This window comes from Arcticibacterium sp. SM2516, from assembly GCF_057914865.1.
This window is the reverse complement of record NZ_CP195290.1, coordinates 5,795,687-5,809,097: the sequence shown is the minus strand read 5'-3', so window position 1 is coordinate 5,809,097 and position 13,411 is coordinate 5,795,687. Positions and strand designations below refer to the sequence as shown.

Genomic DNA, 13,411 nt, shown 5'->3' with positions numbered 1-13,411 from the left:
GATGGATGTCCTATGTCATTATTTAACTTCGATCTAAGTGTTGGCAATTCAATTCCTGGAGATGTACGAGATAATTTCATTTATGTTATCACAGACCTTAATGGAACTGACGCTATTAACATTTTCACTAACTCAAATCATACACCAACCTCTATTGTGCTTAACGGAAATACGTACACTTACAACCAGACAGAAAAGGAAGACGCATTTAGCACCTCATGGGAGTTTAACTGTGTCATAGCGGCCGATGTAAATGCCCAAACTTACCTGAGTTTAATGTACAAAAATGGCGATAAATACATAGATGTAATGTTTAAAGAGCTACCCATAAGTATAGGATAAGAGATAGCATCAAATATCATCAGCCTCTCTTCTCACTTTTAATATTTGGCGAAGCCATGCTTTTTTAAGCTCCACCTCTTCTTCACCAGAACTTTCAAAATCGTAAACACCGAGGTCATCCAAATTGGGCTGGCCAGCATCTACCCAGCAGGTGAACCAAAAATCTCCTATCATTTTCACGGAAGAACGCATTCTTTTTTCTACCTGACCTTCTAGCATCTTGTGATATTTCTTGGAAAAGTCCTTAGAGTACTCTCGTACCGTTTGTCCATTCCGCTCTCCTACAGAAAACTTCTTATCGTCATTCATCTTCAGGGTTACTTCTTTCTCAAAAGCAAACACAGAATCTAAGGCAGCATGAGAACTAAAAACCACGCCCCAAATACGCTTAGGCACATTTTCAATGTAAGAAGCCTGTCCCAACCAAAAGGAATACTTGCCTGAAAAGAGTTCTGGTAACCTGGACTCCCAAAAACCATGAATACCAATTTGATTGGTCATTTGTCCATTATAATTTTCTGTGGTATGCAGCGGAACATGTGCATCTGCTATATAATGTCCCACGTCAGCAGAAAGCCTAAGAATATTTTTGACATCCTTTTTGGTAAAAGCTTCTGTTAACTGATACTTCATTCTTATTACTTGCCAAGGCACCACGCCATAAGCCATTAAAGAATCTTCCGAATACTTTTCTACGGCTTTAGACCAACTCAAAGTTGCCAAATCTTCTTGGATGGCCTTAGGATAGACATCTAAATCAATATAATGACGAGGAGCTTCTCCTTCAACCGCGTAACGTCGTTTATCAGGATTGACGGCATTCTCTGTAACGTAATCTATATTGCTCTTAAAAAAACCAAGCATCTCTACTGGCAGGGTGTAAACCGCCAACCTATTTATCTGCTGATGGGCATAAAAACCCCAAATAAAAGAACTGCAAACCGTAAAAATGACAAGAACAAGACTAGTAATAAAGAATTTGTTTTTTCTTACCAATGGACAAAAAGCTTAGATGAGTACTAATTTTAGTCATTTTAAAGTATTTGACGGTAATCAAATGAATTATTTTATTAAACTTTCACTTTTTTACAAGATAGATTAGCAAATTATTTTCTTTCTTTTTATCTTTGCACCCCGAAAGAAGACGAATCGTAAATATTTTATATAAATGGCAAATCATAAGTCAGCATTAAAAAGAATCAGGTCTAACGAAGCTAAGACTTTAAGAAATAAATATCAGCACAAAACTACGCGTACTGCAGTAAGAAAATTACGTGCGGCTACGGATGCAGTAGAAGCTACTGAGCAGTTGAAAGCTGTTTCTGCAATGCTTGATAAATTAGCTCGTAAGAACGTAATTCACAAAAACAAAGCTGCTAACATCAAGTCTTCATTGACTAAGTTAGTAAACGGTTTAGCTGCATAAGCCAAAGCTCCGGTGAAAAAGATATCTTAAGTCGCTCTCTATGAGGGTGGCTTTTTTGTTTTGGAATAAAACGGTGTATATTTCAAAATGCAATACACACACAAACCCGCTATCTCTCAATGGGCTGAAGAAGACAGACCTAGAGAAAAACTACTACTCAAAGGAAGAAGTGCTCTTTCAAATTCTGAAATCATAGCCATTCTTATAGGCTCTGGTAGTCGAGAGAAATCTGCCGTAGAACTAGCTAGGGAGATTTTAGATTTTTTCCAAAACGATATCAACAAATTAGCCAAAGCCTCCATACCAGAGCTGATGAATTTCAAAGGCATAGGGGAAGCTAAAGCCATTTCAATAGTTTCAGCCTTAGAGTTAGGTAGAAGACGAAAAATAGAAAATACAGAAAAGATCCAGAAAGTAGACTCTCCACAGAAAGCCTACGAGTTCTTCAAACCCATTTTATCTGATTTATTACACGAGGAGTTTTGGATTTTACTTTTAGACCAAGGCAGAAGACCCATAAAACACTATAAGATTGGACAGGGCGGTGTTGCATCTGTTTTAGCAGACCCTAAAATTGTCTTTAAAATCGCTGTTGAAAATCTAGCTAGTAGCATTGTGCTTATTCATAATCATCCGTCTGGTAGGGCCCGACCTAGCCAGCCAGACATTCAGCTTACTAAAAAAATGAAACTTGCTGCTGAGCTATTAGATATGCTAATTGCCGACCATATCATTTACACCGATTCCGGTTTTTATAGCTTTGCAAACGAAAACGCACTTTAAATAATATGCAGCAGATTAACCAGAAAGAAATGTTTGAGATTTTGAAGAACGAAAACGCCACAATAGTGGATGTAAGAGAAACCTCAGAATTTCTAGACTTTAATATAGGAGGTATAAACATTCCCGCTCATTTAATCAATGAACATTTAAAGGAACTTGCAAATTTTGACACACTAATTATAGCATGTTCAAATGGTAGCCGTAGCCACATTTTAACTAGGGTGTTTCAAAAGAAACTACCTAATAAGAATATCCTACACTTAGAAGAAGGAATTTTTTAAAAACCCTTGTACTTTCTATCGTTCTTAACCAACCACTTTCCAACAACGAAAGCACCTGCTAATAGAAGAACGAAAAACAATATTGGTAACCAAGTAGGAAACTGATAATTAAACATGCCTTTTTGCTTTTTTAAATTAGTGCCACAAAAGTACAAAGCTTTCAAAAAGAAGCCACAAATAATAGGAAAAAAATGTAAAAATGGCGGTGAAAAGGGTATATCCACAGAAGTATATACAAACAATCCTTTGGTCTATTCATTACTTAGCTCCATCCATATAAAGTATCCTGTACTATTCAAAGGAGTTAATTTGGCAAAATTAATAATCACTATAATATAGAATAACACTCCATTTATATGAAACCCTTGATAATTGTTGGTGTGCTTTTGGCACTGTTGGTTATAGGAAAAATATTTTTCTGGAATGACTCAGATGCTTCTCCAGCCGCTTCCGGTGCTGGAAAAGGGCCCAATGCCACATTTGTAAGTACGATTCCGGTTTCAATTGACAATTCCGATCAACTGGTTTATTCCTCTGGAACACTCGCTCCCAATGAGGAAGTAGAACTAAGAAGTGAAACCTCTGGAAGATTGGTTCAATTAAATCTCCGTGAAGGTTCATATGTTCAGAAGGGTGCCTTAATTGCAAAAATTAAAGATGACGACATTCGTGCTCAACTGAAGAAAGTGGCGATTGAAGAACAACTTGCAAACCAAATTGAAGCTCGTCAGAAAAAACTACTTTTAATAGAAGCCATCAGTAAAGAAGAATATGAAATTTCCGCCAGTAGAGTAAGCACTTTAAAAGCAGACAAAGAACTACTAGAAGTAGAACTTGCTAAAACGGAAGTCAAAGCACCTTTTTCTGGTAGAATAGGTTTGAAAAATATTTCTGTAGGAGCTTATGTTACGCCTAATACATTGATAGCCACTTTGGTTCAAACCAATCCTTTAAAGATAGACTTTTCCATTCCAGAGAAATATCTGACCAAAGTAAAAGTAGGACAGGTCGTTTCATTTTCTATTGATGGTACCGTGGAAGAATTCAACTCCAAAATATTGGCAGTAGACCCAAAAATAGACGAAACCTTAAGAACGTTGAAGATAAGAGGTATGACGAATAACTCCAGCGGCAAATTATTGCCTGGTATGTTTGTTAAAGTAAAATTGAACTTAGGCCAAGAACGCTCATTAATGATTCCTTCTGAAACCATAATTCCTGTGTTAGAGGGTAAGAAAGTTTACCTTAAAAGAAATGGAAAGGTAGAAGAAGTCATTATTGTAACCGGACTAAGAAATGAGAAAATGGTTCAGGTATTGAGTGGGTTAAGCGAAGGAGACTCCCTTATTACCACAGCTCTCCAGACGTTAAAAGCTGGTACAGTAGTAACTTCTAACTAGAATTAATATGTCGATATCAACGCTCTCCATAAAAAGACCCGTCTTGGCCATTGTGATGAATCTTCTGATTCTTCTCTTTGGAATAGTTAGTTTTCAGTATCTGGGTGTTAGAGAATACCCATCTGTGGATCCTCCTGTAGTAACGGTCAGCACCAGCTACCCTGGTGCTAATGCCGATATTATAGAATCACAGATCACGGAACCTTTAGAAAAAGCTCTAAATAGTGTAGAAGGTATACGTTCCGTAAGTTCTTCAAGTAATCAAGGCTCTAGTAGAATTACCATAGAGTTTAAACTTGGTCACGACATGGAACGTGCCGCCAACGATGTGAGAGACAAAGTTTCTCAGGCGGTTAGGCAGCTACCAAACGACATTGACGGTTTGCCCAACGTAAGTAAGGCGGATGCTGACTCGGAAACTATCCTTTCTTTCACCCTACAAAGCGATAAAAGAGACATGCTGGAGATTTCTGATTATGCAGAAAATGTCATTTCTCCAAGGTTTGAAACGATTGAGGGTGTAAGCTCCGTAAGAATTTGGGGTTTTAAAAGGTATGCCATGAGGCTCTGGATGAACCCAGATAAAATGGCTTCTCAAGGCGTCACCACTCAAGATGTAAAAACAGCTCTGGATAGAGAAAACGTAGAATTACCTTCTGGAAAACTTCAAGGAAACAATACGGAACTGGTGGTGAAGACCATCGGGAAGTTTACCAATGAAGAAGATTTCAACAACATGATTGTCAGAAATCAAGGGCAACAAATTATTCGTTTTAAAGACATTGGCTTTGCAGAGTTAGGACCTGAAAACCCTGAAACTCTTTTAAGATGGAATGGCGTACCCATGGTAGGAATTGCCATTACTCCACAGCCAGGCTCCAACTACCTGAGTATTTCAGAAGAAGCCCATAAAAGAGCCGACCAAGTTAAAGCCATGCTTCCAGACGATTATTCTATGGAAACAATTATGGATAACACCGTTTTTGTGAAACAATCTGTCGAAGAAGTAGCAGAGACTATATTAATAGCCATATGTCTAGTGGTGGTCATCATCTTCCTTTTCTTTAGAGACTGGATAGTGGCCATAAGACCGTTGATTGATATTCCAGTTTCTCTGGTAGGAACCTTCTTTATTATGTGGATTTTTGGATTTTCTATCAATGTGCTCACACTTCTGGCCATAGTGCTAGCCACTGGTTTGGTGGTGGATGACGGTATAGTAGTCACGGAAAATATTTACAAGAAAATAGAAGCGGGTATGAGACCCGTGGAAGCAGCCATAAAAGGATCCAACGAAATTCTATTTGCGGTTTTGTCCACCTCCATAACATTGGCAGCGGTATTCTTACCCGTTATTTTCATGGAGGGTTTCGTAGGTAAACTTTTCCAAGAATTCGGCATCGTATTGGCTTCTGCCGTAATGATTTCAGCCTTTGTGTCTCTTACATTGACACCAATTCTTAATGCCTACATGAACAGAAAGGTGATTAAGAAAACAAAGTTCTGGACTATGACAGAGCCTTTCTATAGTAAAATGGAACTTAATTATAAAAACAGCCTTACCAACTTTCTTAATAAAAAAGTGGTAGCGGTTTTAATTCTTCTTTCTACTTTTGGTTTAACGTATTATTTCGGAAGTAATCTTGACTCGGAGCTAGCTCCCTTAGACGACCGCAGCGATTTAAGCTTAAGGATGACGGGTCCCGAAGGTTCTTCTTTTGAATACATGGATAACTTTATGCAGAAAGTTTCTCAGCGTGTTATGGATTCTATTCCCGAGATAACCGGAATTTTAAGTGTTACCTCTCCAGGATTTTCTGGTTCTGGTGCGGCCAATTCTGGTTTTGGTGCTGTAAAACTAAAGCCTAAAAACGAACGAAAAAAATCACAATCTGAATGGGCTGATTATTTAAACTCCCAACTTAAATCCATTCCAGATGCAAAAGCATTTGTGAGTGAAAGACAGACTATCGCATTAAATAAAAGAGGGGGCTTACCAGTTCAGTACGTCATTCAGGCTCCTGGCTTTGAAAAGCTGAGAGAGTATTTACCTGCTTTTGCGGAAGCCGTCCAAAACGACCCTACTTTCACTATTGTAGATCAAGATTTAAAGTTTAGTAAACCTGAACTTTCTATTACCATCGACAGAGAAAAAGCGAAAAGTATGAACGTGGCAGTGGCTGATGTGGCACAAAGTATGCAGTTGGCCTTTGCAGGGCAGCGTTTTAGTTATTTCAACATGAACGGAAGGCAATACCAAGTGATTGGCCAGTTTGACAGAAGCAATAGAAACGAACCTATTGACCTCCGCAGCATGTATGTAAAAAATGCACAAGGGGATCTCATTCAGCTCGACAATATTGTAAAAACCGAAGAACAAAGTAGCCCTCCTCAGCTCTATCATTATGACAGGTATATGTCTGCCACCATTTCCGCAGGCTTGGCCCCAGGAAAAACCATAGCCGATGGCATAGCCGCAATGGACAGAATTAGAGACAACATAGGGGACGAAGCCATTCTTACTTCTTTAGCTGGCTCTTCCAGAGATTTTCAGGAAAGCTCTAGTAATACCCTCTTTTCTTTCATTCTAGCATTGGTATTGGTCTACCTCATTCTTTCGGCTCAATTTGAGAGTTTTATTGACCCGTTTATCATCATGCTAACGGTACCTTTGGCCATTGCGGGTGCTGTGATATCCCTATGGCTATTTGACCAAACACTTAATATTTTTAGCCAAATAGGTATTATTATGTTGATTGGTCTTGTCACCAAAAACGGAATTCTTATTGTAGAATTTGCCAATCAATTGAGAGAACAGGGATTTTCAAAGTCGGAAGCCGTTATTCAAGCGTCTAGTGCCAGATTCAGACCTATTTTAATGACCACCCTAGCTACTGTTTTTGGTGCCCTGCCTATTGCCTTAGCTTTGGGTTCGGCCGGAGAAAGCCGAAGAGCCATGGGTATCGTGGTTATTGGAGGTTTAATGCTTTCATTAATGCTGACGCTTTATGTTATTCCTGCCATGTATTTATACTTGAGCAAAAAGAAGGATTTCCAACGTCAGAAAGAAATAGAAGAGATGACTGTAGAGTTCGCTTAAATCATTTCTTTTTCAAAAAATATATCTAACAGCAAAGCTTTAAGAAAGCCGCATGTATACAAAAAATAAGATTTTTCAGAAGTTCAATTTCGTTTCAAAGGTATTTATCGTATTCTTTGTCTGCTCTCATTCCGTATTTTCTCAGAATGTTATCACTTTAGAAAATGCTATCTCGGAGGCTTTAACAGGGAATTTTAATGTTCAAATAGCCCAAAAGCAAGTAGACGCAGCCGAAAACCAGATTTACAAAGGGAATGCGGGTATGACACCCATTATAAATTGGAACACAGGCATCACCACCAACTTTAGTCAAGTGAACCAAGTTTTTCTGGATGATAGAAAAATCAACAGATTTGGTCAATCCTTCGCCCCTTCTACCAACCTAGCTCTTAATTGGACCCTTTATGATGGCAGAAGAATGCAAGTGCTTTATGACAAACTTCAGTATCAAGGCCAGCAAAGTATTTTAGAAAAAAAGCTGGTGGTGCAAAATGCCGTAGCCAATGTGATGCAGACTTATTATGAAATACTGCGTCAGAAGAAATCTGTAGAATACTTAACCACTATTATTGGTTACTATAATGAAAGACTAAAAATAACCGAAGAAAGGTGGCAGATAGGCCGAGGTTCCAAACTGGATTTTTTACAGTCAAAAGCCGACCTCAACACCCAGCAGTCAAGCTTGGTGAATGCTAAAAACGAACTTAAAAATGCCAAAATTAGGCTCAATAATATCTTAGGGGCTGAAGCCGATAGGGTATTCGATATAGCGGAAGTGGATGTGATGAACACGCAATATACCTTGGCAGAGATTCTTCAAACCGCAAAAACCTCAAATCAAGATCTTATAGTGCTGAATAAAGCCATGGAAATAAGTATGCTAGACCAGAGGGAGATGGAGTCTTTCAGAAAGCCACGAATAGCCCTTAACTCCTCTTTTGGATACGCCCTAAGTAAAAACAATGCGGGCTTTTTAGCTCTTAACCAAAGTTTAGGTTTAAACACAGGAATATCGGCCTCTTGGACGATATTTAATGGTCAAGTGACTCAAAGAAACATTCAGCTTTCTAAAATAAACACAGACATCATCTCTAAACAAAAGGAGGGTTTATTAAACCAGTTGGAATCTGACATTTCTGCTGCTTATTATCAATTTCAGACTGACCGTGAATTATTGACACTTGAAAATGAGAATAAAGATGTGGCTCAAGAAAATTTGACCATTTCATTAGAGAAATTTAAACTTGGAAGTAGCACTATTTTAGAATTAAATGATGCCCAAAGAAGGTTTGATGATTCGTTAAACAGACTTGTCAATGCTCAATATAACGAACGTGTATCAGAACTGGAATTGCTTAGGTTAAGTGGGGCTTTGGTGGAATAGGTTCTTTGTGGTAAAAATGACAACTGCTAAGTTTACTTTCTAACTGGAAAGTTTCATGGAGAAAAAAACAACCGCTGAGTCGCTAGGACGCTAAGTTTGTTCTGAGTCTGGATATTTTCATGGTAAAGAAAGCTAACCGCTAAGTCGCTGGGACGCTAAGTTTGTTTTGTGTCTGGATATTTTCATGGTAAAGTAAGCTAACCGCTAAGTCGCTAGGACGCTAAGTTTGTTCTGAGTCTGGATATTTTCATGGTAAAGAAAGCTAACCGCTAAGTCGCTAGGACGCTAAGTTTGTTATAAGTCTGGATATTTTCATGGTAAAGAAAGCTCAACGCTGAGTCGCTAGGACGCTAAGTTTGTTATAAGTCTGGATATTTTCATGGTAAAAAAAGCTCAACGCTAGGACGCTAAGTTTGTTTTGTGTCTGGATATTTTCATGGTAAAGAAAGCTAACCGCTAAGTCGCTAGGACGCTAAGTTTGTTATAAGTCTGGATATTTTCATGGTAAAGAAAGCTAACCGCTAAGTCGCTAGGACGCTAAGTTTGTTCTGAGTCTGGATATTTTCATGGTAAAAAAAGCTCAACGCTAAGTCGCTAGGACGCTAAGTTTGTTCTGAGTCTGGATATTTTCATGGTAAAAAAAGCTCAACGCTAAGTCGCTAGGACGCTAAGTTTGATTTCTACTTGGACATTTTCATGGAGAAAAAGACAACCGCTGAGTCGCTAAGTTTCCTTTCTACTTGGACAGCTTCGTGGAGAAAAAGACACAACCGCTAAGACGCCAGGACGCTATATGTTTTCTTCCTTCATGCCTTGGCGTATGCTTTCACTGGTCCTTAAAAATCCTCACGGTGAAAAGTCTGCACCGCTATGAAACTAAACGCCCTCATAATTATTCACAAACCGCTTTATTCCATTTTTAATTAAAGGCACATTAAAATTTATTAAGAAACCGATCTGCTTGTCCGACAGTTTTAAATAAGACAGTAATTGAGCATGATGAACTGGCATCACATATTCAATGGCTTTTAATTCTACCAGGATCTCCCCTCCTACCAACAAATCAATTCTATATTCCTTATCCAATGTTTGTCCTTTATATATGATTGGCACTGGTACTTGAGCATAAACGGGAATATTCTGAAGCTCAAACTCTTTCAACATACAGGTTTCATAGACCGACTCCAACAAACCAGGACCCATATTTTTATGAACTTCGAAAGCAGCATTCACCACCTTCGAAGCCCAATATTCTTTACTAATTTTCATCCTGCTTATGCTTGACTTTTCTCAGAAACAACCTCTTCCACTTTGTAGGCTTGAATCTCGGTCACATAAACTTTTTGATTGTCTTTGTTCATGTAGTTTCTGTAGACCAACTTACCCTCTACTTTTACAAATTTCCCTTTGGCGATCAAGGCCTCACATTGTTCCGCCGTTTTGCCCCAGGCTATAATGTTGTGCCAGCTGGTTATGGTCTTCTCCTCGTTATTTTGCATGAACCTTTCGTTTGTAGCCAAGCTAAAACTTGCCTTCTTTGACTTATCAAATTTTAAGATTTCTACATTTCCACCTGCGTTTCCAATTAACTTTACTGTGTTCATAATTGATACTGTTATATTTAAATGAATGTTTGATTATGATGCCGATAAGTCTTTGTTTCAAATCGACGATACAAAGGTGCGATGGCTGTCAAGCGTTAGTCGGTATTTAAACACTTGTATTCGAATAAAAGCATTTGTAAGCGTTTGTTGTCGAATTTTGATTCTTTATATACAACTGAAATACAGCACCTTACAAAACATCATGAGTAGAACCACATTTTATAAATCAGTTGAAAAAAATAATTAAAAATGGGGATACAGCAAAATTTAGCAGAAAAAGGAAAAAGATTATCTGCATATTTAATTGATATAATTCCTATTGTTCTTATAGTTTTTGGAGTCTTTTACATGTTTTTTGATTTCGATAAAACATTAAGTGAATATTTAAACCGAGGAGCCAATGTTGAACCAAGAATAAAGTTTTTAAGAGAAAGGAATTGGATTAGGGATATATCATTTTTCATTTGGGTTATTTATTGTGTTGCAATGGAGTCTTCAAAGTTGCAGGGAACTTTTGGAAAATACGCAGTCGGGATAAAAGTTATAGATGAAAGCGGAAATCGAATGACATTAGGGAAATCAATAAAGAGAAATGCAAGTAAGATTTTATCGTACTTGGTTGTATTCTTTGGATTTCTTTGGATTTTATTTGATAAAAACAGACAAGGGTGGCATGATAAATTGAACAAAACTTTTGTTGTGAACAAAGATTTTAATTATATAAATCTGGAGAGTAAAATTAACTAATGACATTAAAATCGCTACAAAAGAGCTATTCTAGATTTAAATGCAGCAAGAAAATATTTATAAAACCACAATAAGGGCAGCAATTTCGACGAGAAAGGTTTCAAGTTCAACGATGCTAAAACAGATTTATAATACGAGGCTTGAAGTAATACTGGCGGATGTGAAATTTGAAAGTTTATCACCATTTGAAACATCGACAAATCTTTGAAGCCCGTAATGAACTTGCCTAAGTGTGGCACATTTATTTAAAAACCTAAAGGAATCAAAGACGAGCGGCTCAGCTATTAAATCACACTACCTAAAAAGCCCAATCGCTACCTACAAGGCTGAAAGAACAACAGACAAAGATTTGACAACAAAAATAATATCAAACAAATAAAAAAAGCTATGACTTCAAAATCCAATCAAATATCGATAGTAATGGTGGGAGCAAGTGGTGCGGTTGGCACAGCAAGCTTACAAGCCTTACTTCAAGTAAAGAACATTCGTCAGTTGACATTACTTGGTAGAAACCCCATTCCAAATATAAATATTGATTTTGTTCAACAGCACAAAATTAGCGTAACTGATACCAGTTCTTACCAGCATTATTTACCTGGTCATACTGCAGCTATATGTACTTTAGGTGTTGGCGAACCTTCAAAAATGAGTAAAGAAGAATTTATAAAAATTGATAAAACAGCCGTATTAAATTTTGCCGAAGAATGTAAAAAAGCGGGCATTCAGCATTTTGAACTATTAGCTTCTGTTGGCATAAATCCAAAATCAAAATCCTTTTATTTAAGAACAAAAGGCGAACTGGTAGAGGAGTTAAAAGCACTAAATTTTGACAGATTAAGTATTTTTCAGCCTTCCATGATTTTAACTCCAACCAATAGGTACGGTATTGCTCAAGCCATTACCTTGAAAGTTTGGCCACTTTTAAAACCCTTTTTTATCGGAAGTTTGCGAAAATACCGTGGAATTTCGGTGAGTGTTCTTGGGCAATCAATGGTAAAAAATATTTTTAATGAAGGTAAAGGATACGAAATATTACAATGGGACGAATTTTATTCCACAATTAACCCAGCATAAGTAAAAGCCTAGCAGGTAACGGTGTTGGTTAGCATAACAGACGACCCAACGAGTAAAATGACAATTGAATTTATTTTGACAAATGGCAAAAATTAACGTAGCACCCGACTGTGGAAATGCTCCGAGAAAACTGTTTTTAAAAGCCCTGAATATTGCTATAGCAAATGGCGACAGTGATTTTATCACAAAAAATATTCAGGACAGCATAACTTGGGAAATTGTTGGGCTTTACCAAGTGACAGGAAAAGAAAACTATTATAAAGCTATTGTTGAACACAAGCTTTGGCAAACTAAAGAACTTAACATTGACACCATCATTACGCATGGACCTGACGCCTCCGTAAGCGGACAAATTATAACGGCCGACAATTCAGCATATACTTTTTGTGAAATTTACCGATTTAAGGGAGCGGGTGGGACAACAATAAATTCAATTAAGACTTTCCTTATTAAACAAAGTTGACAAGCAATAAAAGACCACATACATGCGACTTGAAGACAGCATACCCGACCCATCAATGGAAAATGATGCTCTCACATCACAATTCCATTGCGGCCTTCTTACGAGACTCGTACTGTGCTGTTCATGGTGATCTTTCATTTCTGATAGCTATCGGAAGGGCTTTCGGTTACCTAGCTCTTCTAAGCCCAACATTCTTGTAACACGGGGCGGCGAACCGCTCGTTTGAATTGGTCCAAATCCTAGCCTGAGTGGGATGGTGTCGCTTATGCTTGGCTTTTCTCAGAAACAACCTCTTCCACTTTATAGGCTTGAATCTCCGTTACATAAACTTTTTGATGGTCTTTGTTCATGTAGTTTCTGTAGACCAACTTACCCTCTACTTTTACAAACTTCCCTTTGGCGATCAAGGCCTCACATTGTTCCGCCGTTTTGCCCCAGGCTATGATATTGTGCCAGCTTGTTATGGTCTTCTCCTCGTTATTCTGCATGAATCTTTCGTTGGTAGCCAAGCTAAAACTGGCCTTCTTTGACTTATCAAATTTTAAGATTTCTACTTTTCCACCTGCGTTTCCAATTAATTTTACTGTGTTCATAATTGATACTGTTATATTTAAATGAATGTTTGATTATGATGCCGATAAGTCTTTGTTTCAAATCGACGATACAAAGGTGAACTGGCTGTCAAGCGTTAGTCGGTATTTAAACACTTGTATTCGGATAAAAACATTTGTAAGCGTTTGTTGTCGGATTAGTTTATTATATTTAACTGAAATACAACAATTTATAACGACGAGTGCGTAAATCCAC

The 13,411-nt window shown here is 37.7% G+C and carries 14 protein-coding genes; 10 read left to right on the top strand and 4 right to left on the bottom strand.

Features of this window, described 5'->3' with window-relative positions; genetic code table 11:
• The first annotated feature begins 12 nt into the window (after positions 1-12).
• Complete coding sequence (locus ACSBFT_RS23665; protein WP_489602695.1) at positions 13-342, top strand: hypothetical protein; 330 nt, start codon at positions 13-15, stop codon at positions 340-342.
• A 9-nt stretch (positions 343-351) separates the two neighbouring features.
• Here ACSBFT_RS23665 and ACSBFT_RS23660 read toward each other — a convergent pair whose 3' ends face one another.
• Positions 352-1,338, bottom strand: a complete 987-nt coding sequence (locus tag ACSBFT_RS23660; protein WP_489602694.1) for a zinc dependent phospholipase C family protein — start codon at positions 1,336-1,338, stop codon at positions 352-354.
• Positions 1,339-1,510: 172 nt separating this feature from the next.
• Here ACSBFT_RS23660 and rpsT point away from each other — a divergent pair, with 172 nt between their 5' ends.
• The 6 genes from rpsT (at position 1,511) to ACSBFT_RS23630 (ending at position 8,716) form a co-directional block, all read left to right on the top strand.
• Positions 1,511-1,768, top strand: coding sequence for a 30S ribosomal protein S20 (gene rpsT, locus ACSBFT_RS23655; RefSeq protein ID WP_463048512.1), 258 nt, complete (start codon positions 1,511-1,513; stop codon positions 1,766-1,768).
• An 87-nt stretch (positions 1,769-1,855) separates the two neighbouring features.
• A complete protein-coding gene (radC, locus tag ACSBFT_RS23650; protein WP_489602693.1) occupies positions 1,856-2,551 on the top strand; it encodes a RadC family protein in 696 nt (231 codons plus the stop codon).
• A 5-nt stretch (positions 2,552-2,556) separates the two neighbouring features.
• The gene (locus tag ACSBFT_RS23645) at positions 2,557-2,832 is read left to right on the top strand and encodes a rhodanese-like domain-containing protein (protein ID WP_463048514.1); all 276 of its coding nucleotides are present in this window, start codon (positions 2,557-2,559) and stop codon (positions 2,830-2,832) included.
• Between the two features lie 356 nt (positions 2,833-3,188).
• The gene (locus ACSBFT_RS23640) at positions 3,189-4,232 is read left to right on the top strand and encodes an efflux RND transporter periplasmic adaptor subunit (protein ID WP_463048515.1); all 1,044 of its coding nucleotides are present in this window, start codon (positions 3,189-3,191) and stop codon (positions 4,230-4,232) included.
• Positions 4,233-4,239: 7 nt separating this feature from the next.
• On the top strand, positions 4,240-7,332 hold the full coding sequence (locus ACSBFT_RS23635; protein ID WP_463048516.1) for an efflux RND transporter permease subunit: 3,093 nt from the start codon (positions 4,240-4,242) through the stop codon (positions 7,330-7,332).
• Between the two features lie 52 nt (positions 7,333-7,384).
• The gene (locus ACSBFT_RS23630; protein WP_489602692.1) at positions 7,385-8,716 is read left to right on the top strand and encodes a TolC family protein; all 1,332 of its coding nucleotides are present in this window, start codon (positions 7,385-7,387) and stop codon (positions 8,714-8,716) included.
• Between the two features lie 876 nt (positions 8,717-9,592).
• Here ACSBFT_RS23630 and ACSBFT_RS23625 read toward each other — a convergent pair.
• Together ACSBFT_RS23625 and ACSBFT_RS23620 are read right to left on the bottom strand one after the other, a co-directional pair.
• Positions 9,593-9,985: a GxxExxY protein gene (locus ACSBFT_RS23625; protein WP_489602691.1), complete on the bottom strand. Its 393-nt coding sequence runs from the start codon at positions 9,983-9,985 to the stop codon at positions 9,593-9,595.
• Between the two features lie 5 nt (positions 9,986-9,990).
• Positions 9,991-10,320 (bottom strand): single-stranded DNA-binding protein, encoded by a 330-nt coding sequence (locus tag ACSBFT_RS23620; protein ID WP_489602690.1) that lies wholly within the window; start codon positions 10,318-10,320, stop codon positions 9,991-9,993.
• A gap of 249 nt (positions 10,321-10,569) precedes the next feature.
• Between ACSBFT_RS23620 and ACSBFT_RS23615 the strand changes: the two genes are divergently transcribed.
• The 3 genes from ACSBFT_RS23615 to ACSBFT_RS23605 all read left to right on the top strand — a co-directional run bounded on the left by ACSBFT_RS23615 (position 10,570) and on the right by ACSBFT_RS23605 (position 12,604).
• Positions 10,570-11,067, top strand: a complete 498-nt coding sequence (locus ACSBFT_RS23615; RefSeq protein ID WP_489602689.1) for an RDD family protein — start codon at positions 10,570-10,572, stop codon at positions 11,065-11,067.
• Positions 11,068-11,454: 387 nt separating this feature from the next.
• On the top strand, positions 11,455-12,141 hold the full coding sequence (locus tag ACSBFT_RS23610) for an NAD(P)H-binding protein (protein WP_489602688.1): 687 nt from the start codon (positions 11,455-11,457) through the stop codon (positions 12,139-12,141).
• A gap of 82 nt (positions 12,142-12,223) precedes the next feature.
• Positions 12,224-12,604 (top strand): nuclear transport factor 2 family protein, encoded by a 381-nt coding sequence (locus ACSBFT_RS23605; protein WP_489602687.1) that lies wholly within the window; start codon positions 12,224-12,226, stop codon positions 12,602-12,604.
• 263 nt (positions 12,605-12,867) lie between these two features.
• On the opposite strand, the gene ACSBFT_RS23600 is transcribed toward ACSBFT_RS23605, so the two are convergent.
• Positions 12,868-13,197, bottom strand: a complete 330-nt coding sequence (locus ACSBFT_RS23600) for a single-stranded DNA-binding protein (RefSeq protein WP_463048523.1) — start codon at positions 13,195-13,197, stop codon at positions 12,868-12,870.
• Positions 13,198-13,411 lie beyond the last annotated feature (214 nt).